At 34.7% G+C, this 22,752-nt stretch carries 19 protein-coding genes; 13 read left to right on the top strand and 6 right to left on the bottom strand.

What is annotated here, in order from left to right:
* Positions 1-53 precede the first annotated feature (53 nt).
* Together BOQ62_RS18980 and BOQ62_RS24335 are read left to right on the top strand one after the other, a co-directional pair.
* Complete coding sequence (locus tag BOQ62_RS18980; RefSeq protein WP_262708363.1) at positions 54-725, top strand: helix-turn-helix transcriptional regulator; 672 nt, start codon at positions 54-56, stop codon at positions 723-725.
* 65 nt (positions 726-790) lie between these two features.
* On the top strand, positions 791-1,006 hold the full coding sequence (locus BOQ62_RS24335) for a WYL domain-containing protein (protein ID WP_410494228.1): 216 nt from the start codon (positions 791-793) through the stop codon (positions 1,004-1,006).
* A 226-nt stretch (positions 1,007-1,232) separates the two neighbouring features.
* Here BOQ62_RS24335 and BOQ62_RS18975 read toward each other — a convergent pair whose 3' ends face one another.
* A complete protein-coding gene (locus BOQ62_RS18975; RefSeq protein WP_129041979.1) occupies positions 1,233-1,724 on the bottom strand; it encodes a DinB family protein in 492 nt (163 codons plus the stop codon).
* A gap of 169 nt (positions 1,725-1,893) precedes the next feature.
* Here BOQ62_RS18975 and BOQ62_RS18970 point away from each other — a divergent pair, with 169 nt between their 5' ends.
* The 6 genes from BOQ62_RS18970 to BOQ62_RS18945 all read left to right on the top strand — a co-directional run bounded on the left by BOQ62_RS18970 (position 1,894) and on the right by BOQ62_RS18945 (position 9,204).
* Positions 1,894-2,478 (top strand): hypothetical protein, encoded by a 585-nt coding sequence (locus BOQ62_RS18970; RefSeq protein WP_129041978.1) that lies wholly within the window; start codon positions 1,894-1,896, stop codon positions 2,476-2,478.
* A 325-nt stretch (positions 2,479-2,803) separates the two neighbouring features.
* The gene (locus BOQ62_RS18965; protein WP_129041977.1) at positions 2,804-5,224 is read left to right on the top strand and encodes a TonB-dependent receptor plug domain-containing protein; all 2,421 of its coding nucleotides are present in this window, start codon (positions 2,804-2,806) and stop codon (positions 5,222-5,224) included.
* Between the two features lie 194 nt (positions 5,225-5,418).
* Entirely contained in the window at positions 5,419-5,988 is a 570-nt protein-coding gene (locus tag BOQ62_RS18960) for a cob(I)yrinic acid a,c-diamide adenosyltransferase (RefSeq protein WP_123900340.1), read from the top strand.
* Positions 5,978-6,625 carry a thiamine diphosphokinase gene (locus BOQ62_RS18955; protein ID WP_129041976.1) on the top strand — a complete coding sequence of 216 codons (648 nt, stop codon included), beginning with the start codon at positions 5,978-5,980 and terminating at the stop codon, positions 6,623-6,625. Before BOQ62_RS18960 ends, BOQ62_RS18955 begins: the two co-directional genes overlap by 11 nt.
* A gap of 186 nt (positions 6,626-6,811) precedes the next feature.
* Positions 6,812-7,687, top strand: a complete 876-nt coding sequence (locus tag BOQ62_RS18950; RefSeq protein WP_129041975.1) for a tyrosine-protein phosphatase — start codon at positions 6,812-6,814, stop codon at positions 7,685-7,687.
* 122 nt (positions 7,688-7,809) lie between these two features.
* Positions 7,810-9,204, top strand: a complete 1,395-nt coding sequence (locus BOQ62_RS18945) for an arginine decarboxylase (RefSeq protein WP_129041974.1) — start codon at positions 7,810-7,812, stop codon at positions 9,202-9,204.
* 197 nt (positions 9,205-9,401) lie between these two features.
* Here BOQ62_RS18945 and BOQ62_RS18940 read toward each other — a convergent pair whose 3' ends face one another.
* Entirely contained in the window at positions 9,402-10,061 is a 660-nt protein-coding gene (locus tag BOQ62_RS18940; protein ID WP_129041973.1) for an HAD family hydrolase, read from the bottom strand.
* Between the two features lie 99 nt (positions 10,062-10,160).
* On the opposite strand from BOQ62_RS18940, the gene BOQ62_RS18935 reads away from it, so the two are divergent.
* The 4 genes from BOQ62_RS18935 to BOQ62_RS18920 all read left to right on the top strand — a co-directional run bounded on the left by BOQ62_RS18935 (position 10,161) and on the right by BOQ62_RS18920 (position 14,436).
* Entirely contained in the window at positions 10,161-11,846 is a 1,686-nt protein-coding gene (locus BOQ62_RS18935; RefSeq protein ID WP_129041971.1) for a T9SS type A sorting domain-containing protein, read from the top strand.
* Positions 11,847-11,907: 61 nt separating this feature from the next.
* Positions 11,908-12,765: an agmatinase gene (speB, locus tag BOQ62_RS18930; protein ID WP_034699217.1), complete on the top strand. Its 858-nt coding sequence runs from the start codon at positions 11,908-11,910 to the stop codon at positions 12,763-12,765.
* A 69-nt stretch (positions 12,766-12,834) separates the two neighbouring features.
* Positions 12,835-13,677: a bifunctional helix-turn-helix domain-containing protein/methylated-DNA--[protein]-cysteine S-methyltransferase gene (locus BOQ62_RS18925; protein ID WP_129041970.1), complete on the top strand. Its 843-nt coding sequence runs from the start codon at positions 12,835-12,837 to the stop codon at positions 13,675-13,677.
* Between the two features lie 150 nt (positions 13,678-13,827).
* Positions 13,828-14,436, top strand: a complete 609-nt coding sequence (locus tag BOQ62_RS18920) for an alpha-ketoglutarate-dependent dioxygenase AlkB family protein (protein WP_129041985.1) — start codon at positions 13,828-13,830, stop codon at positions 14,434-14,436.
* A 239-nt stretch (positions 14,437-14,675) separates the two neighbouring features.
* Here the strand turns inward: BOQ62_RS18920 and BOQ62_RS18915 are convergent, their stop codons facing one another.
* On the bottom strand, positions 14,676-16,808 hold the full coding sequence (locus BOQ62_RS18915) for a CocE/NonD family hydrolase (protein ID WP_228414341.1): 2,133 nt from the start codon (positions 16,806-16,808) through the stop codon (positions 14,676-14,678).
* A gap of 156 nt (positions 16,809-16,964) precedes the next feature.
* On the opposite strand from BOQ62_RS18915, the gene BOQ62_RS18910 reads away from it, so the two are divergent.
* Positions 16,965-17,669 carry a site-specific integrase gene (locus BOQ62_RS18910; RefSeq protein WP_164976794.1) on the top strand — a complete coding sequence of 235 codons (705 nt, stop codon included), beginning with the start codon at positions 16,965-16,967 and terminating at the stop codon, positions 17,667-17,669.
* A 556-nt stretch (positions 17,670-18,225) separates the two neighbouring features.
* Here BOQ62_RS18910 and BOQ62_RS18905 read toward each other — a convergent pair.
* From BOQ62_RS18905 to BOQ62_RS18900, 3 genes are all read right to left on the bottom strand, one after another.
* Positions 18,226-19,488, bottom strand: coding sequence for an alpha/beta hydrolase (locus BOQ62_RS18905; protein ID WP_129041966.1), 1,263 nt, complete (start codon positions 19,486-19,488; stop codon positions 18,226-18,228).
* Positions 19,489-19,587: 99 nt separating this feature from the next.
* A complete protein-coding gene (locus BOQ62_RS22610; protein ID WP_164976793.1) occupies positions 19,588-19,755 on the bottom strand; it encodes a hypothetical protein in 168 nt (55 codons plus the stop codon).
* A gap of 190 nt (positions 19,756-19,945) precedes the next feature.
* On the bottom strand, positions 19,946-22,714 hold the full coding sequence (locus tag BOQ62_RS18900) for an outer membrane beta-barrel protein (protein WP_129041963.1): 2,769 nt from the start codon (positions 22,712-22,714) through the stop codon (positions 19,946-19,948).
* Positions 22,715-22,752: the final 38 nt, after the last annotated feature.

Below are 22,752 nucleotides of genomic sequence, written 5' to 3'. Positions count from 1 at the left end.
GCAGGTCCATTTATAAGCTATACCTCAAAAAAGAATTTTAGCTTTGCTGTATCATGAACGATCACTATCTAAAAAAACTTGATCGGGTAACGGCCATTCTTACCCAGTTACAGTCGAAACCTGTTGTGAGGGCACAGGATCTGGCTGAAAAATTCGATGTAAGCATCAGAACCATTTACCGTGATGTGAAAACCCTGGAAAATGCGGGTATTCCTATTGTGGGAGAAGCAGGGAATGGCTATTCTTTAATGGATGGTTACAAGCTTCCTCCGATTATGTTTACCAAAGAAGAAGTGTTAAGTTTCATTACCGCTGAAAAACTGATGCAGAAATTTTCCCACCAAAGTTTAGGGAATCATTATCAGGCAGCAATGGAAAAGGTTCGTTCGGTATTGAAATATTCTGATAAAAACCTGATTAAAAATATTGAAAAGCAGATTGATGTTTTCAGCTTTCACACAGATTCCGGAGACTCCCTTAAAAATGTAATTCCTATTATCCTGGAAAGTATAGCAGAGAAAACCCAGCTCACTATAAGGTATAAAACTGTAGAAGGAAGGGTAGATAACAGAACGATTGAAACAGTCGGGATGTTTTTCGAATTTAATATCTGGTACATTATGGCATACTGTACCCTGAGGAAAGATTTCAGACAGTTTCGTATCGACAGAATTCTGGAAATCTCAAAAACACAGAATCCTTCCTGCAGGAATATGGACAGGTAAATGATTACCGAAAAAAATCAAACGGGAATAAAGTTAAAGCCAAACTTCTGGTTGATAAAAAGATAATGAATCACCTCGTGAATTCTAAAAAATACTACGGACTGACAGAAGAAGTAGAAACAGAAAATGGAGTAGAACTTACTTTTGAAACAGAATGGATCAATGATGGGTTTCCACGCTGGGTTGTCACTTTTGCAGATTATGCCACTGTTCTGGAGCCGGAAAGTCTTCGTACACGTTTGAAAGAACTGTTGCTAAAAATGATCGAAAGACATCAATAATAAACCCCAACAAGACAGCTGTTGAGGTTTAAAGACTTCATTGAGGCAAATAAATGAAATGGTTAACAAGCCAAGGGTAAAATCGCAAAAAAGCTAAATTTGTTTAGTCGCAAAAAATGATATAAGTTGTTGAGATGGAGAAAATCACTATTAATAAATGACATTGCAGATGTATTTTTCATGATTTCCGCCTTTTTGCAATTTTACCTCTTCACTTTTATTGAAATTAAAATCTCTCCCAGAAGAAAGGAGGTTCAATACCTAAAGCTCTCAGATAAACATAACCTTGTCCACGGTGGTGAACTTCGTTGTCTACAAAATAAAGAATGTTCTGGTATACAGGAAATTCATATTGTCCGAATAAATTAAAAGTCTCCTGAAAACGTTCTTCAGAAATTTGATTGAAATAATGGTTGATTACTTTGGTTTCTTCATCCCACTTTTTCAAAATCTCTTCTTTAGTTTTAGGATTAAATGCTTCTTCACTGTATGCTTCCATATTTCCTTCCACAATTCCTTTTAAAGCAGGCCCACCAATGCTGATCAGTTCTACTGCCAGTTTTGCAAACGGTCTCATTCCGCCTACAGAAAATTCGAATAGCTCTTTTTCAGGAAAAGATTCAATCACTCTTCTTGTAAGATTTCTGTGTCCCTGCCAGTCTTCTAGTAACTGTTCAGAAGTCATAAATTGTTTAGTGGCTGTTGCTGTAGTTGTCATAATGTATTTGTTTTGTTTGTTGTTGATACAAAGGTAAGAGAGGGTTATGGCAACAGTTTGTCAGTAGGATTTTTGATATTGAAAAAATATTTTTTTTATCTTCAAATATTGGCTCTACTTTTGCGTTAGAAGAGTAGTGTATTACTAAAAAATCGCAATTAATAGAATTATGAAGAAGTATATTTTGCCTGTTGTCACTGCTTTTTTAGTAGTATCATGCAATAAAATAGAGGAAAAAATTGACCAGACTGTTCAGAAAACAACCGAAGCTGTGCAGCAGAAAGCTCAGCAGGCTGTGGAAGAAACGGTAAAGAAAACAGTCAATGAATCTATAAATTCTTTAACCAATTTCGAAGACGTAAAGTTTAATGCTGTTTTTCCTGGTACCGGTGCTTCCATTGTTTCAGAAGAAAAAGGAAAGAAAATCAATATTCCCGGAAGACCTGAAGGATATATTTTTAAATATAAAGCTGATATTGCAGTATTGCTTCTGTTTTTAGAAAGCCAGCCAACTTCTGATGAAAATAAATCTGATAAAACTGCCCGAAAGATTGATGGACAGAATATCATCGATAAAATAAGTTTTATATCAAAATTCCTTCCTGACAATACAATTGATACCAGTATTCTGGAAGATATTAAATCCGATAAAAACATTCAGTATTATAAACTGAAAAGATTTCCCAAGAGTAGTACTATTATCTACAACTCAAAAAATCAGACCATCATACAATACGTAGAGGTAAATAAATAATTTGGATATGGCCGGTTTCTCCCGGCCATTTTTTATTGCAAGCCATAGGCGAAGCCCTCTCAACCCGTTTAAAGCTACTTATCAGAACGAATAAAGTTATGTTTATTTCTGATGTTAACTAATTGATTTTTTTATACGAATATAGCTTTATTGCTTTATTTTTTTTCATGTTATTAATAAATAAATTTATGTTTTGTAGATTAATTACTTTTTTAATGAAATGGTATGATTTTCGCAAATATAAAATTGAATTACTATCATATGTTTTATTTTTGTATTTAATATTAATTTTTTCATTAGATTTATTGAATAATTATCAATTGGTATGAAAAATAATTTATTTAATGGAAAAATCTATGCATTAGTATTAAGCGGAGCTGGTGCAATGGGATATGCTCAGGACAGCATAAAACAAAATAAAATAGATGAAGTGGTGGTTACCACGGGTAGAACCAAGCCCAGAACCATTATTACCTCAGCAATTCCTATTGATAATATTTCCGCCGTACAATTAAAATCCACAGGGCAGGTTACTTTTGATAAAGCTTTAACCTATTCCGTTCCATCTTTTAATTCATCACAACAGACTGTTTCCGATGCAACAGCTCATTTTGATCCTGCAGATTTAAGAGGATTAGGACCTTCCAGAACATTAGTGCTGGTGAACGGTAAAAGAAAAAATCAAAGTGCTTTAATTTATGTAAATGATACCCCGGGAAAAGGGGAAGTAGGGACAGATCTGAAAAGTATTCCTTCAGCAGCCTTGCAAAACGTAGAGGTATTGAGGGATGGAGCATCTGCACAGTACGGATCTGATGCTATTGCAGGAGTTATTAATATTATTCTTAAGAACAGTGTTGGAAAAAGCACCGTTAATCTTTTTTCAGGGATTACTTCAAAAGGAGACGGTTTTAATATCGGAGCAGATTTTAATACAGGAATCAAAGTAGCAAAAACCGGAAGTCTGAATCTTACCTTCGGATTTTCCTCTCAAAATAAAACGAACCGAGCAGGTTCTGTTACAAAAGATGAACTTTTTGGTGTGGATAATGCCTGGACTCAGGCCAATCCCGGTTTAGGAATGATTATTGGGCAGCCGGAAACAAAAGTGGGCAATATGTTTGTCAATTTTGAGTTGCCAACAGGAGAAACGGGCAAATTTTATGCTTTTGGGGGTACAACGTACAGAAGTGGGACCAGTTTTGCTTTGTATAGAACCCCCTATTGGGTAACTTCAGATTTCGGTTTATTAACTCCCAAAGGACAGGCTTACAATGGATTTCAACCGGAGTTTAAAACAGATGTTTACGATTATAATTTAACTTCCGGATGGAAAGGTATGTTTGGAAAATGGAGTTTTGATGGGAGTGCAACCTTTGGCTCTAATGCAGTAGATTATGCTTTAGCAAATACCATTAACACGTCTTTGGGTGCCAATTCCCCAACCCGTTTTAAAGCAGGTGGCCACCAGTTCAGTAATATTATAGGTAACATAGATATCAGCCGGGATTTTGGTGCGCTTGTTTTAGGAGCCGGAGCTGAAGTACGTAATGAAAATTATCAGGCAAGGGCAGGAGAAGAAGCATCTTATATAGGAAGTGGTGCAGAATCATTTCCGGGACTGCAGCCTCAAAATGAAGTCAATAAAAACCGTCAGAATATCGGAGCTTATATGAATGCGGAATGGGATGTTACGAAAAACCTGTTACTTGGAGGAACAGTGAGGTATGAAAATTTCAGTGATTTCGGAAATAATGTTTCCTGGAAAGGAAATGCAAGGTATAAGTTGTTGGATGATAAATTGGTTTTCCGTGGATCTGTGTCTACAGGTTTCCGTGCCCCTTCATTACACCAGATTTATTATTCCAATGTTCAAACCAAAATTACTGGGAATACGGTAGCTAATCAGGGTACTTTTAATAATGACTCTCAAATTATAAGATCAGACCTTGGGGTACCTAAATTAAATGCTGAAAAAGCCTTTAACATTACTGGAGGATTTGCTGTAAAACCTTTTAAAAACCTTACGATTACAGCAGATTATTATAGAATAAAAATTAAAGACAGGGTACTTTTCTCAGGAGATATTGGGTACAAAACCGGTGCTCCCGGAAGTCCGGATCTGACAAACCCTGTAGAAGTAATATTAAATAACAACAAAATAACCTCTCTGAAGTTTTTCACCAATGCTGTAAATACAGTTACTCAGGGGGTAGATTTTGTAGCTAATTATAATACTTCCGCTATTGGCAAAGGAAGATTGGGAATTATTGCTGCTTTTAATTATAACGAAACTAAAATAGTAGATAATATTGCTGTTCCCCCTATTTTGGCTCAAAATGGTTACTCAGAAAACTTTTTTGACAGAAAAGAACAATCCAGAATCATCTCTGCAAGACCAAAAACAAAAACGATTCTTAGTCTTTCGTATGATATTTCAAAGTTTAATTTTAACCTTAATAATACGTATTTTGGTTCGGTTACATGGCAGCACGCTACTGATCCTGCCAAAGATCAGACATTTTCCGGTAAGGTAGTTACAGATATCGTTTTAACATATAAAATTACGAAAGACCTTAAAGTTTCCGGCGTTGTAAATAATTTATTTAATATTTACCCGGATGTAATAGACAGCAAAGGAGATGTAGTAACAGATCTTGGAGGAAGGTTCAGATATCCCTGGGAGGTCAATCAGTTTGGATTTAACGGAACAACTTTTCAGTTGAATGTTAATTATACTTTTTAATCTATAAATAAAGGAATTGGAATTTGCTTTGTCATGCTTAACAAAGAGAAAGCAATTTCAAAAGAGATAAAACCAACTTACGTAAACATTCCCTGACATTATTTTTAGTGTCAGGGAATATTTTTTTAAGATAGAATAATAAGCTATTACTGCATTTTACTTTTTACATTGTACAAAAAAGGTATTTTAGTACTATGAAAATTTATACAAAGACAGGAGATAAAGGTCAGACTGCATTATATGGCGGAACAAGGGTTTCCAAAGCCAGTGCAAGAGTAGACAGTTACGGAAATATAGACGAGCTGAATTCATTCATCGGGATTGCAAAAAGCCACATCGAAGATGAAGAAGTCTTGAAACAGCTGAAAAAGATACAGTTTGATTTGTTTACTGTAGGTTCAGAAGCCGCTACACCTGTAGATAAACTTATGCTGGCCAACGGAAAATCACGTCTTCCGATCATTATTTCAGAAACGGAAATTGAAGAGCTGGAACAATGGATGGATGCTTTTGATGAAAAACTGGAACCGCTTCAGTATTTTATCCTGCCAGGCGGAGGAAAATCGGCAACTTTTTTACATGCAGCAAGAACCATCTGCAGAAGAGCAGAACGTTCATTGGTATTTCTGAATGAATCCGAAGAAGTACGTCCTGAATTGATTAAATATTTAAACAGACTTTCAGATTATCTTTTTGTGTTGGCAAGATATATTTCAAAACTGAACAACGAACCGGAAGAATACTGGAACCCGAATGAGAGATAAAGCATTACTTTTCATCAACGGAGATGCTCCAAAATCATTACCCAATCCTGATAATTATGGTTTGATTGCCTGTACCGACGGTGCTTTCCATTATTTAAAAAGAATGGGTTTTCCTCTGGATAAGCTGGATTTTATTTCAGGTGATTTTGATTCGCACTCCGGATCAGATGAAGATATGTATGAGGGGAAATTTATCCTTACGTTAGATCAGGAAAAAACAGATTTTCATAAAGCGTTGGAAATTATTCAGGAAAGAGGCTTTTCAGAAATTGATGCTTTCGGTGGAAGTGGAGGTGAACAGGATCATTTTCTGGGAAATCTTACCGTTGCCTATGCATTCAAAGAGCAGATGAAAATAAAATTTTATGATGAATTTTCAGAATATTATTTTATTCCCAATCATTTTACACTGAAAGGAGTGAAAAACAGAATGATCTCTCTTTATCCCTTTCCATCAGTGAATAATATTACAACAAAAGGGCTCAACTGGCCTTTAACCAACGAAAACCTAAGCATTACTTCCAGAATAGGAACCCGGAATTTCGCTGTTGAAGATGAGATTTCCGTGGAATATGAATCAGGAGATGTTTTGTTTTTTGTAGGGATCAAGGAGATAGAATATCCTGCAATCTACTAAAAGGATCTAATTTATATATCAACAGAAACGGGCCTTACCTATTTTAAAAAAGACTGTCATTAAACACAAATTACACCAATGTTTTTCACAAATGGCACGGATTTTTAAATCAATAGAAGCGGGCTTCAGCCCGTTTTAAACCAAAAAATAAAATCAACTGGCTTTAGCCAAAACTTATTAAAAATATTGAATAAACTAATCAAAATATCAGTTTTCACCATTTCATTATGCAGTATTTTATCATGCAAAACACAGCATTTTGAAACCCCTGAATATGGGAAAAATGAAACTGAAAAAGTGATTCAAATAAAAAAAGTAACGAATTTACGGACGGTAGGAAATATTAAAAATACAGAAGGAAAAACACTGAGAGAAGGGAAGTTTTACCGAAGTGCCCATCTTCATAAGCTTAAAAAGAAATCTTTTGACGATTTTGAAAAGCTGGGGATCAAAGAAATTATTGATCTTAGAAATTCAAAAGAAATTGCTGAGAAACCTGATCAGCTGCCTTCAGAAACTGTTTATAAAAAATATTCAGCGTTTGAAGATGAGGGAGATCAGTTGGCACAAGCTAAGAAACTCGTTCTTAAAGGTAAAGTGAATGCTTCCGACGCTGACAAAAGAATGATCGATTTCTATCGTGAATACGTTACAGAAAATCCAGAAACGATAAAAAAAATTATTACAGAAATTCTGGAATCCAAAGATCCGGTTCTTTATCATTGTACAGCAGGAAAAGACAGAACGGGAATTACCACAGCATTAATTCTTACAATCCTGAAATTTGATAAAGAGACTATTTACAACGAATATCTTTTATCCAATAATTACAGAAAAGACCTCGTTCAGAAGAGACTTCGTTTGGCCAATAACCTCCATTTTCTATATCCGAAAATGGATTTACAGGTATTGGAAAAACTGAGTTGGGTAGAAAAAAGATACCTGGATGCCGCTTTTGAGGAGATCAACAAAAAGTATGGATCTACAGATATTTATATCCAGCAGGTATTGGGAATTTCAGATACCCAAAGAAATGAGTATATTCAAAAGTTTACGTATTGATTATCAGAGATAAATTTTTGTAAGATTTAATATTGGATCTTAAATTAAAATTATAATAATTTTAACACCTAAAAATGAAACTTTTTTAGCAATTTTGCATTTCTTAATTCACTTGTTTAGAAATGAAAATAAAGTACTCGGAACTTATTGATCAGACATTGTATTTCCCTACTGAGGAATTTAATGTATCTGAGAACAATTTGTTGTTTCACGACGTTCCATTGATGGATGTAGTTGAACAATTTGGCACTCCGCTAAAGATTAGCTATCTGCCGAGAATTTCTCAAAATATCCAAAAAGCCAAAAGCTGGTTTAAAGAAGCTTTCGAAAAAACCGGATATAAAAAGAATTATACCTACTGTTACTGTACAAAATCCAGCCATTTCAATTTCGTATTGGAAGAAGCCCTGAAGAATGATATTTCGATAGAAACATCGTCTGCTTATGACATGGATATTGTAAAATCTCTTTACGAAAAAGAGAAAGTAGATAAAAATATTGAAGTAATCTGTAATGGATTTAAAACTGATGATTATTTGACAAAGATTTCAGATATGATCAACAGTGGTTTTGAAAATATTACTCCGATTCTGGATAACTACAGAGAATTGGATAAACTTACGGAAAGTATAGACTCTACCTTTAATATCGGAATCAGGATCGCATCTGAGGAAGAACCAAAGTTCGAATTCTATACCTCAAGATTAGGAATCGGATATAAAGATATTATTCCTTACTACAGCCAGAAAATTGCTGAACACCCGAATGCAAGATTGAAAATGCTTCACTTCTTCATCAATACAGGGATTAAAGATACTTCTTACTATTGGAATGAATTGTACAAGTGTCTTCGTGTTTATGCACGTTTGAAGAAAATTGCTCCTGAAGTAGATTCACTGAACATTGGTGGTGGTTTCCCCATCAAAACTTCTTTAAACTTTGATTATGACTATCAGTATATGGTAGAAGAAATCGTTTCTCAGATCAAAAAATTCTGTGAAGAAGAAGGAGTAGAAGAACCTAATATTTATACGGAATTCGGAAGCTTTACCGTAGGAGAAAGTGGAGCGAACCTTTACAAAATCATTTCTCAGAAACGTCAGAATGACAGAGAAAAATGGAATATGATTGATTCTTCTTTCATGACCACTCTTCCTGATACATGGGCAATCTCAAGACACTTTATTATGCTTCCGCTTAACCGCTGGGAAGATACTTATGAGAGAGTTTTCCTTGGAGGATTGACTTGTGATTCAGATGATTACTATAACTCGGAGCAGCATACCAATGCGATTTATTTACCTGTTTTCAGTGATACAAAACCTTTGTACATCGGATTCTTCCACACTGGAGCGTATCAGGAAACCATCGGAGGGTATGGTGGAGTACACCACTGCCTGATGCCTCAACCGAGACACGTCCTGATCCAGAAAGATGAAAACGGCGAATTGCAATACGAAATTTTCCGTGAAAAGCAGGAACCGGAAGATATCCTGAAAATTCTTGGTTATAAATAAAAGTCATTGCGAGGAACGAAGGTGACGAAGCAATCTAACCTTAATAATCTTAATCACTCAATGAATCTTAATGTTTTAAAATTTAACCATTAAGTTTCTGATTAAGAATTAAGTAAAATTAAGAATTTTCACTTCGTTCAGATGATAAAGCAAATACAAAACAAAAGCTCTCAGAAATTTTTCTGAGAGCTTTTTATTTAAAAATATTTTGAAATTTTATCCAGTTCCAATTCCTCATAATCAGAAACTACCGTATCTGCTAACGTGTAATCCTGATTTTTTGAATGTGGACTTCTGTACGCTGCACAGAAGATTTTTGCTCTGTTGGCTGCCAGAATTCCGTTGGTAGAATCCTCAATCACCATGCAGTTTTCAACGGGTTCTCCTGCCATTTCTGCGGCCAGTAAGAAAACTTCAGGATGAGGTTTTGATTCTTTTAAATCGGCACCGCTGATCTTTCCACTGAAATATTGCTCCAGTCCGAATTTTTCAAAAACCATATTAATGGTTACCATCGTAGCAGAAGAAGCGAGGATTAGCTTTATTCCGTTTTCATGATAATGTTCAATCAGTTGTCTTACTCCCGGAATTAAATCAAATTCATCATCATTGTAGAAATAGTCTTTGAAATGAGACCTTTTGATTCCTGCAATGTCTTCATAAGTGTGATTTAAATTAAATTCTTTAATTAATGTCTCAGAAACTCTTTTAGTGGAAGCTCCTGTAAAAGAGGTGTATAGATCTTCAGAAACAGCAATTTCCAGTTCATCAAACGTTTTGAAATAAGCTTTTCTATGCAAGGGTTCTGTATCTACAATTACCCCATCCATATCGAAAAGAACAGCTTTTAAAGGCATATAATGAGTTTTGTACAAAGATAATAAACTGAAAATTTAACTTGTAATTTTTTTTTTGATAGCTTAAAAAAAGTATTTTTGTAATAAAAACTTTAATCAATGAAAAAATGTGTATTAATTTTTCTATTAATATATTCTGCTTTTTGTTCGGCACAGATATCAATATACGAAGATTTTGAACGACCTAGTTTACCATGGTATAATAATACAGCAATATATGGATGGACACCTGTATTATTAGGATCTACATCTTGTAGCGGAACAAGGGCTTCAAAAGCTTATGTTACTACTTTCTCAAATCCGACTGATTCTTTAATCTACACAACTAATTATTCAGATGGAACTGAATTGAAATATTCATTTAAATATTTTGTCGAGTCAATGACCAATTATAGTTCTGGGGGTATTATTACAACAAGTTACTCTTTAAATGGAGGAACGACCTGGATTGATTTAGGAACACCGATAACATTTTTAGTACCAATTGCAGGATCTCCTATACCTTGTACTTTGGTTTCAGGAATAATACCTGCAGGTATTATTCCTGCGGGAAGTACATTTAAATTTAGAGTCATGGTAAAAAATACTGTTGTAGCAAATAATCCGGCATACCCTTATACAACAGTAGGTATTGATGATGTTAAACTTGAACAAACGCCAACGGCAATTCCATCATGCCAAAATACAGGGATATATTTTTCTGATATTCCCGGTGGGATAGATCCCTTAAGAACAGATATTCTGTGGTATCCTGCAAGAGGAGCAACAGGATATTTTATTAGTTTGGGAACTACTCCTGGTGGAAACGATATAATTAATAATTTAGATGTGGGAAATGCCACACACTACTTTATACAAAATTTGTATTATTCAAAACAGTATTTTGTATCAGTTATTCCATACAACTCCTTTGGAAGTGCCTCTTGTAATTTAAATTTCGCCTTTACAACAAAGGCTTTGCCTTGTCCACAAGTAAGTAATCCTTATCCATCAATTTATGAATCACCCAATAGTCATTTTAATTGGAGTGCTGTTCCTGATGCGGCGGGATATAGAATTACTTTAGGAACAACACCGCAAGGAGGTGAAATTTTAAATGATATTGATTTGGGAAATGTAACGGATTACTCTTTTCCCGTACCTGTAATGGAATATGCAACACAATATTATTTCAAAATTATAGCTTATAATAATTGGGGATCTTCATCGCCATCATGTGGTTCAATTGCTTTTAAAACTAAATCACCATGTTTTCCTTTTTTATTTCCGGAAGATAACACTGGAGGAGTATCGCTTACTCCTAACTTTACCTGGGATGGAAACCCAGAATCCAGGGGATATAGTTTAAGTTTAGGAACTAACCCTGAAGGTAATAATATTTTAAATAATATCGATGTTGGAAAAGTCTATCATTATCAATTAACACAATCTCTTAATCCAGGTACATTGTATAGATGGACAGTACAGTCTTATGGTGTTTCTCCAATACCTGTTTATTGCAATTTTAAAAAATTTTATACCACCTCTTCTGCTTTAGGTGTAAACGAAATAAAATCTGAAGATGCTTTTAAAATATTTCCGATCCCAGCCAGAGACTTTTTATTTATAGATTCAAAAAAGAAAATCAAAAATATAAATGTTTATGATTTTTCAGGTAGAAAATTAAATAGTATTCAAGTGTTTGATAATAAAATAGATATAAGGGATTTTTCTACCGGAAATTATATACTGAAAATTGAATTTTCGGATGGCACTTCCTACAATAAAACAATTACTAAAGAATAAAATTCAGAGAAAAATTCTTATTATCTTTGCTAAATAATTTTATTAAATTTTTAAATAAAGCATGAGAACATACGCAGGAATTCCCGAGGAAAACGCAACGTTAGAGAATTCGAAAGTAATGTTGGTAACTGTTCCTTACGATGGAACTTCAACATGGGGTAAAGGAGCTGATAAAGGCCCGGAATTATTCTTAAACGCTTCTGAAAACATGGAGCTTTATGATATTGAAACTCAAACGGAACCTTATCTACAGGGAGTTTACTTAGCTGGTGAAGTTTCTGAAAACTCTTCTCCGGAAGCAATGACGGAAGCGGTTTATCAGAAAACAAAAGAACTTTTGAACAATGATGGTAAATTATTCACTCTTTTCGGTGGAGAGCACTCTGTTTCTATCGGTTCTATCCGTGCAGTAGGGGAAAAATTTGAAAATCTTACCGTTCTTCAGTTTGATGCTCACACAGATTTACGTCCTGAATTCCATGGTTCTACTTCAAACCATGCGTGTGCGGTTTTTGAAGCGAATCAGAAGCATAACTTAGTGCAGGTGGGAATCCGTTCTATGGATGTTGAAGAAGTGGAATATTTACCGGAAGGAAGAGTATTCTTTGCTCATGAAATCGCAAACAATGAGAACTGGATTAATGATGTATTGGAGAAAGTGTCAGGAAATGTGTATATTACGATTGATTTAGATGCTTTTGATCCTTCTATTGCACCTTCTACAGGAACTCCTGAACCAGGTGGATTACAATGGTATCCAACGTTGGAATTATTGAGAAAAGTATTCGAAAAATGTAATGTAGTAGCATTTGACATCGTAGAATTAATGGATTCTCCAATGGCTAAGCCAACGGCTTTCCTTTCTGCTAAGCTATATTACAAAATGCTTGCTTACTACGATATTTATAACAACAACTAATATTCCGCAAGAATCGGATTTTTTCTGCCGTATATTCTTTGGAAATTTGTGAGGTAAAATAACAATACAATGTCCACACAAAGTCAGATAGATTATAACAGAATTGCTAAAGCGATAGAATATATCCAGAGCAATTTCAGGCTTCAGCCAAGTTTGGAGGAAGTGGCAGAGAATATTCACTTGAGTCCGGCCCATTTTCAGAAAATCTTTACGGATTGGGCAGGAACAAGCCCGAAAAAATTTTTACAGTTCATCAGTCTTGAACATGCTAAAAATTTATTGAAGGAAGAAAAAGCAAGTTTGTTTGATGCTGCATATGAGACAGGATTTTCAAGTACCAGCAGGCTTCATGACCTGTTTGTAAAGATTGAAGGAATGTCTCCTGCAGAATATAAAAACGGTGGAAAGAGCCTTACAATTCATTACAGTTTTTCCGAAAGCCCTTTCGGGAATCTGTTAGTAGCTTCTACAGAAAAAGGAATCTGCTATATGGCTTTTGAAGACGATAAAGAAAAAGCATTCGGGGAACTGAAACAAAAGTTCCCTAATGCTTCTTTTATTGAAAAACAGGATACTCTTCAAAAGAATGCCTTGTCCATATTCGATAAAGACTGGACAAAACTCAATACCATAAAATTACATTTAAAAGGAACCGACTTTCAACTGAAAGTATGGGAAAGCCTGCTGACTATTCCGATGGGAAAACTGTCTACTTATGGCAGCCTGGCCGAAAAAATTGGAAATCCTAAAGCATCCAGAGCCGTTGGAACAGCTATTGGAAGTAATCCTGTGGCATTTCTTATTCCGTGTCACCGAGTGATTCAGTCTACCGGACATCTTGGAGGTTACAGATGGGGAAGTGAAAGGAAGCAGCTCATTGTGGGGTGGGAAGGTTCACATATTTACTCATAAAATATTTTACCATAAAAGGCACAAAAAGAGTCTGCAATTATTAAGTTTTGGCTAAAACCAATTCCTATTCATATAAAAATTCGTGTCATTAGTGAAAATATTGGTGTAATTTGTGTTTAAATATAAAAGCATTTAATTAAGAAAACTATGATGAGCCTCTTCGAAGAAATATCCGATTATCCTCTCAATATCCTTCCACACGACGGAACTGTTCATTACTACGGGAAAGTTTTCTCAAAAGAAAAATCTGATTTTTACTATGATTATCTGCTCAATGAGATTCCATGGGAGAATGATGAAGCACTGATCTTTGGAAAACTGATTTTAACCAAAAGGAAAGTAGCCTGGTTTGGAGAAAAAGCTTTTGAATATACCTATTCGAAAAGAACAAAATATGCCAAATTCTGGACGCCCGAATTACTGGAACTGAAAAAAAAATGTGAAGAAGTTTCGGGTGAAACTTATAATTCATGTTTACTCAATTTATACCACGACGGAAGCGAAGGTATGGCTTACCACAGCGATGGAGAAACGGATCTGAAGAAACACGGAGCCATTGCTTCTCTAACCTTTGGAGCGGAAAGAAAGTTTTTATTCAAACATAAAACAACCAAAGAAAAGGCAGAAGTATTTCTGGAAAATGGAAGCTTATTGATTATGAAAGGAACTACTCAGGACAACTGGCTTCACAGACTTCCTCCCACTACAAAAGTGAAAACTCCCAGAGTAAACCTGACCTTCAGAACCATTGAAGAATAATTTTTAAGAGACATTTTATCCACAACGTTTGTCACTCCGCAGGAGGCCCTATAATATTTCATTTAATCGCAAACTGATTCCGTAGATTTTAAAAGATTGAACTTGCAGTCTCCATCAATAGGAGTGGGCTTTAGCCTACTTGAACAAAAGAACAAAATCATCCGGCTTTAGCCAAAACCTAAAATAAACTTCAAGTTTTCAAAAACAAAAAAGCTGTTCAAAGGAACAGCTTTTTCAATTTATTTTAAAACTTCAGCTTCGATTGAGCTGTCATCATATACTTTAATAAATGCTTTGGTGTAATCTTCTTTGTTGGCAAAATTCGGATTATCCATAAACTTCTGTGGGTTGATCGCAAAAAGCGGGAACCACGTACTGCTGATCTGAATCTGGATTTTGTGTCCTTTTTTGAAGGTATGAACCACATCCTGAAGTCTGAAATTAACAGCTGTTTTTTGGTTCGGAACCAAGGCTTCTCCCTTTTCTTTTGTATTTCTGAATCTTGCAGGCATGATTTCACTTCTTACCATCTGGTGGTAGTTGCCATAGATCACTCCGTCTTTCTTTTCTGCAGGTTTGAAATCTTCAGGGTAAACGTCAATTAATTTTACTGCAAAATCAGCATCTGTAGATGTGGAAGCAATATTCAGTTTGGCAATGATCTCTCCGGCAAACGTAATATCATCTGTCAGTACATCTGTAGTAAAAGTTAATACATCAGGTCTTCCTACTGCAAATCTCTGGTCTTCCGACATATAATTTTTTGGAGTGAATCCATTAAAATCTTTTAAATGATCTGAGCTTAAAACAGGATTGTTAGGATCACTGTAATATTCAGAATAGCCTTGTCCTGATGATTTTTTTAAGGTTTTATCAGCCAGATAGAAATTCACTTTCTGAGCATTTTTTGGAGGATAAGAAGCAAATTCTTTCCATTCTTTAGCTCCGGTGTCATACATCAGTGCTTCTGGAAGTCCTGCATCTTCTTTTGTGTTGCCTTTCAGGTAATGATTGAAAAATCTTGTTTCAATATTTTTTTGATAATACGTTGCAATGCTGTCTCCAAAATACGTTTCGCTGTGGAAATGTTTTCCTTGTTCCTGAGACCATCCGCCATGAGAGAAAGGTCCCATTACGATGGTATTTTTAGCTTTAGGACTTGTTTTTTCAATGGTTTTATAAATATTCAGAGGACCGGAAAGATCTTCTGCATCAAACCATCCTCCAACAGTCATTACAGCATGGTTGATATTTTTCAGATGAGGAAGAAGACCTCTTTTTTGCCAGAATTCATCGTAGTTAGGATGATTCATAATTTCTGTCATGAAGAAATTATTCTTGTAGTATTTTTCATAACCATCTTTCAGAGTACCCATATCTCTGTAGAATTTCAGACCGTCTTCAGAAGTCTGTTTGATGAAAGAATCCATATACCACGCTTGTTTTTCCGGCTGTGTTTTCTGAACTCCGAAAACAGGAAATGTTCTGAAATATCCTAACATAAATCTTCCGTTGTGAAGGAAATCATCATTCCAGAAATCGGAAATTGGTGCCTGAGGTGAAGATGCTACCAAAGCAGGGTGCTGTGACAATGTTCCTACAGCAGTATAGAATCCAGGGTAAGATGTACCGAACTGGCCTGCTTTACCATTATTGTCCTTGATATTTTTCAAAAGCCATTCGATGGTATCATACGTATCTGTGCTTTCATCCACATCTTTTTTGGTTTTGCGCTCAACCTGCGGAGTCATATTGGTAAATGTACCTTCACTCATATATCTTCCACGGACATCCTGATACACAAAAATATACTTGTCTTTCATAAGATAAGTGTTGGGACCTACCTTTGTTTTATATTCATTCTCTCCGTACGGCGCAATGCTGTAGCAGGTTCTCTGCATCAGAAACGGATATTTGTTTTTATTGGATATATCTTTTGGGATATATACCGCCGTGAATAGTTTCACTCCATCACGCATTGGAATATAAAATTCTTTCTTGGTGAAATTGTCTTTAACGAAAGTGTCTTTCTGTTCCGTCTTCTGGGTTTTTCCAAGAATAAAAAAAGAATACATAATATTGAAATATGGATTTTCATAAAAAAAATTTACTGCTAATTTAAAAATAAAAATAGATAATAATCCCCAATATGCAGACAAACCCAGACAAAAAGGGGAAAGTATCAACATATTGATGACTTTAGTAGGTGTGAATTTAGACTTTGGAAGCAATACAATAGCCATTGAACGCCAAAGATTACGCTCTATATCATACCCCATTTCTATGTAGTCAAAAATAAGACATAAAAAGAGCTGGAATGGATGTGTTTGACTTGAAATTGACTGATATTGTCCGTCTTGCAAACCCCTCATTTTTAAAGGTTGAATTTAACTTTACAACAATATAAATGAAGCGTATGAGAAGTACATTTAAAGTCCTTTTCTTTTTGAAAAGAGACAAACAGAAAAAAGATGGAAGCGTACCTGTATTGCAGGATTACGATTGACGGAAAAGAAGCCCGTTTCGGAATGAAAAAGGACATTGACCCTAAACTCTGGAACATTAAACAAGGAAAAGCAACAGGGAAAAGTGCAGAATCTTCGTCAATTAACGTGCTGCTTGGCAAAACAAAAGCTGGAATCCATGAAATTTACAGGGGTATTCAAGAACGTGAAAATGCAGTTTCTGCTGAAAAAGTAAAGAATGTTTTTCTTGGAATTGACAGTAAACAGTATATGCTGTTGAAATTATTTGACGAGCAAATTGCCGGAAAGTTTGATCTTATAGGTAAAAGAATTGTAAATTCAACCTATAACAGATATTATTATCTTCGAATAAGGTTATCAGAATTTCTTATTGAAAAATATCATCTTGCTGATATTCCGCTAAGAGAAATAAATTATCAGTTTATCCGTAATTTTGAAATGTATCTTCTTACAGCTCGGGGAAACAAGCAAAGTACAATTGCTCTGTATTTGACAATTATAAAAAAAATACTCGAACTGGCTTACAAAAACGAATTTATTTTCCGAAACCCTTTTATCAACTATAAAATAGAAAACGAAAAATCAGAACGAGGTTATTTAACACAAATAGAAGTCGAAGTTTTAATGAATTTGAAATTGAATAAAACGCTCGAACGAACGCGAGATGTTTTCATTTTTTGCTGCTTTACAGGTTTATCCTATATCGATGTCTTTAATCTAACCGGAGAGAAAATTAGATATAAATGAATATGTTGATATTACTAATATAACCTGAATTCGGGATAAGAATTTTCTATTTTAATTAGGATGGAAGCTGGGAGCTTGAAGAAGGAAGTTATTCAGGTTATAAAGAGCCGTTTTTCCCATATTTTCATCTTTTTTAACCTGTGATGTCATTAATTTATGGTAACCATCTATAGGTGATGGGACTGACTGTAGCTTCCGACCTCCCTCTTCCAGCTTCCAATAACCTAAATCTTAATTTCCTTAACCCGAACTCAGGTTAAAAATAGTATAGGAAGAGTTGCTTAACATAATTTTATCTCCGGATAACAGAATATCCATCAACTGAAGTTGGAAAATTTTTATCACTAAAATGAGAGTATTTGATGAAAAAAAAGAGGCTGTCTCTTACATTTGACTTTGCAAACATAGGAGACAGTCTGGTACAATAATCAATAATTTTATATATTTAACCCAACTTTTGGCTCCGTTTTGACTTCATGATCTAATCAATAATCACGTGTCAATATAGCTGGAATATGTAGTTAACATAAAAAATAATTTTGTCAGTTGATCACTATTATGGTTTTAGATGTTTAGAAAAGAATTTCAATACTTCCGGAAAACTTAAATCTTGAGGAGGACAATGGCCAGACGTTTCAGACGGAGGATTATCTACTTTTATAAGTTGACCTTTTGTTGAACTAGCCTGCTGAATAACCATATCTTTTTCGGGGTTGATATAATCTAGGGGGTTCCCGATAATTAATAAAGGCATCGAAAGGCTATTAGGTTGGAATGTAGATTTGAGAGAAATATTTTTCAAAATTTTATGCAGATCAGATAAAGAATTTTTCGCAAAACGCTCTTGTACACCTTCAGCAGTCATTTTGGGATAGGTTGTTGGATCTCCATAGAATGGAGTAATGACAGCCCCACATTCTATACATGCAGCTTTTATTTTTGAACCACGGCTATATAATGCTAGTGTAGCAGCGTTGCCTCCAAAGCTTTTACTCCACACGCCTATGGCATTTTTATTTATTAGTCCATTTAAACCATTTGTCTGTATAATTTTGTCTATTACGATATCATGGTATTTATTAGTCTTTTGTGGCTCTAAGAATTCTCCTGGTTGGTAACCTGGAAGATCAAAGGTAAGAAGTGCAAACTGTGAGTTTTTTAAATATTTTTGATATATACCATAAAACATACTTTGTATTTGGTCAGAACCCATAGTAGATATAATGACAGGACATTGACCTTTGGAATTTAATGGTAATAGCAAAGTAGCATTTATTTTTTCTCCCGCAGGTCCAATAAATTCATAAGCAGTACGTAATCCTGTTTCTGTTTCAATTGCTTTTTGGAAATTTATCCTGGCTTTATCTATCGACTCTTGTATTTGAAACGAAGAAGATTTAAATCGCACATTGCGTACATAAGGAAAGCCAGCAATTGTATAATAAGCAGAACTTAAAGCATATGCTTGGGAAATTTTCATTTTGTCAGCATTTTCTAATATTAATTTATTCGCCAGATTTTCATTCTCTTTAGCTAATTGGGTAAATTCATATACCCAGTTGCCTTTGCTGTAAGTTTTTTTTGTATCAACCATCCCGGGTATTTCTAGATCGTTAGATCCATTTTTCATAATTTTTTTTAAAACTGTGTTAATAGCCTTTTCTTCAACGACTAATCCGTTAACGAATGCGCCGATTCTTAAATCACGATAAAAGACCTTCTGATCAATCGCTATTTCTTTAGTAGGTCCATTTAAATCATCATTATTACAAGACCATAATAAGAATACTATAAGCGTTAAAATTATTTTTTTTTGCATAAATTTAGGGTATTAAGAAAAGTATATATTAATTTTTTTTTCATTACTATTTTAAAAACAAATAAAAAGAGACTGCCTCAAAAGGCAGTCTCTTTTCTGTTAAGGACAATTCTTTTTAATTAAACTCTCTAATGCCGAAAGCATAGCTGCACCTCCTAGCCCCGAGATAGTTGCAGAAGCAAGTTGTGCTTGTAGCTTTTCACAACCAGCAGCACTAAATGCTCCTCCAAATACATTTTTTAATTCTTTTGAACTTAATTTTCTCATAACTTATAATTTTGTTCTACAAAGGTGTATGATAGAAAGCAAAATAAAAGAAACATATGTTACTTTTTTAAAAAAATTTAATACGAGAAAATGATTTTGGATGTATGTCTAAGTAGCTAGCTATATAATAAAAATAGCCGGAAAGATCCGGCCATTATCAAAAATATATATATAAAAGTATGGTGTTGCTTTATTGTGCTTTTTTACCTGCAAACTTATTCAGTTTCATACTGATGGAGAACATGATATATCTCTTCAGGATCAGGTCTTCACGATCTTCGAAATAAGAATCTGTGATAGTTCTTCTTACACTTTGATTTTGATTTAATACATCATAAATTTTCACTTTTGCTGTAAACTGTTTTTTATAGAATGAATATCCAAGGCTGGTATTCCAAAAATAAAAGTCTTTTTTAAAGCCTGGGGCAATATTGGAATTGGTATTATATTCGAAATCATTTCCAAATACGAAGTTGCCTTTAAATAGATAATTGGTGAGTTCAAGCTTCAATGACTGATTCGCTGTATTTACCCTGTTGATATTATAATTGGTATAGTTGGAGAAGCTGTATCCAAGTCTATAAGAAGGCCTGATCGTCATTTTATCCTTGATCTCATAGGTCAGGTTAATGCCCGGATTAAGATTATATGAATTGCTGGTAAAGGCCTGTCCATCGATGAAACCATTGTTGTAAGCATAGTTCATGTTGAATCTAGGGCTGATGGTAAGTTTATTGTTTTTCCATTTCAGAATTTTGCTTACTCCTGCGCCTGCATTGATGCTTTTATTTCCACTTACATTATCATAGGTAACAATTTGCTTTCCTGCATTATCATATTTTGTAAAATTGATGATGTCATTGTTTCTGTAGGCAAAGCCAACATTGATGTAGTAGCTGAAGTCTTTTACTTTATTATAATTACTGAAATACACAGAAAGGTTGTTTGACCATGTGTTTTTCAAATCAGGATTTCCCTGATAGGTAGCTAAAGGATTAGATTCATCTTTATACGGTGTAAGCTGCTCAGCGGTTGGTATAGTGAAGTTGGCGTAGTTATAAATACTCAGGTTTTTTCCTTCACCAAACTGATAGTAAAGGTTTACATTATATTCTGGCAGGGCAAAATTTTTCTGCAGATCATATTGCTGTCCATTAAAGATAGAGTTTACTTTCATATCCGAAATATCAAGCTTTACAGAAGCCCAGAAATTCAACTTGCTTTTGTTGATCTGATAGGTAAGTTCAGGTGAAATCTGATTGATTCTCTGCCTCATATTGTTGGATAAAAGCTGGTTGTATTGGGTATAATCACCTGTTGTATTATCAAAATCATTTACATTCCTTAGATCTCTGACGGATCTTGTTTCATATTTTACTTCAAAACTTACGCTGGATGAATCTGAAATGGGTTCCGTATATCCTGCATTGAAATTAAACGTATTATTCTGATTTTTATTTTTGGCTAACTGATCCCTGTTGTCAACAGTCGTGCCGTTTTGCTGGTAAAAAGTATTCTGAGACTGGTTCAGATTATCTCTTTTAGATTCTGAAATTGAACTCGTTATATTAGCTGAAACTGAACGTCCTTTTTTCTTGAATTTTCTTGAAAAATATAGGTAGGGATTAAATGAATTGCTTTCGGAATCATTGCTTGAGTAGGAATTACTTTCATTCAGAAGGCTGCCATTCCTTAAAGAAGAAGATTTAGAGTTATTAAGACTAAAACTGCTATTTTTAGAAAACCTTGGGGAAAGATAAATGCTTGTCATAGAATCCAGCTTTATTTTGACTGAAGTATCAAAGTTGTACTGTTTGGAATCATTTTCGCCATTGCTTTCAGAATTGGTCTGAAGCGTATAATCGGGGAGAAGGGTAGATCTTGAAACTTTGGATCTGGATTCTGTATTAGAATCGGTATGCATCAGACTGAAAGAATCCAGGTCAGCATCTTTCCCCAGCTTATCACTATAGTTTAATCCAATTGTTGTAGACCTTTGCACCCCTTTTGTGCCACCTCCCTGGCTATAATAAGTCACATTTCCTACCGTAGAGACAGATCCTCCCTGCATCATCCAGGCATTTCGGCCATTCCCCATGCTGTCAAAAACCTCATCCCTTGAAAAACCCTGTGAATTGATATTATTAGAAGAAGCCAGAAGACTTATTTTCGTATCCCCTTTAAAATAACTGGCCAATCCGCTTGCTTCATACCGTTTGTCTGAACCGTACCCTACAGTAAGCCTTGTCAGTAATCCTTTATTTTTCTTTTCATCAATAGTAAAGTTGATGGTCGTATTTTGGGATTTCGCTGCTTTTCCGCTGAGTTCTTCCTCCTTTGTTTTGGTGGTGGTAAACTGAATATTCTTAATGATATCTGCCGGTAAGTTCTGAAGGGCAATTTTTCCGTCTTTGTCAAAGAAAGGCTTTCCGTTGATCATAATCTGATCTACTTCTTTTCCATTTACAGTAATTTTTCCATCATTGTTGATCTCTACCCCTGGGATCTGCTTCAGAAGTTCCTCAATTTTACTGTCAGGGCGTACTTTGATAGAAGAGGCATTAAATTCAATGGTGTCTTTTTTAATTTTTACAGGAGATGCCGTGATTTTTACCTCATCAATATTGTTGACGATATTCTGTTTCTCAAGCTGAATATCACCTAGCGATAAAGACTGGTCTATTTTCTCAAATTTTTTAGAATAGGAAGAGAGTTTTTCGGCATCAATTTTCAGAATGGAAGGTTCTTTTATATCATCAATTTTCAGTGAGAATTTACCTTCCTTATTGGTAGCCGTATAATTGATAATGGATGAATCTTTTTGTTTCAAAAGATAAACGGTGGCATTTTCTATCGCTTTCTTTTCAGGATCCGATATTTTCCCGTCGATGTGTAATTTTTGTGCATGCAGTATAATGGCAGAGAATATCAAAGCCAATAGCAACATAGTTTTCTTCATTAGTTTTTTTTCAGAGCCGTAAAAATATAAAAACATCC

It is taken from the genome of Chryseobacterium sp. CH21 (genome assembly GCF_004119445.1).
Taxonomy (GTDB): domain Bacteria; phylum Bacteroidota; class Bacteroidia; order Flavobacteriales; family Weeksellaceae; genus Chryseobacterium.
Note: the sequence above shows the minus strand (reverse complement) of the source record. Positions and strands in the feature narration are given on the sequence as shown.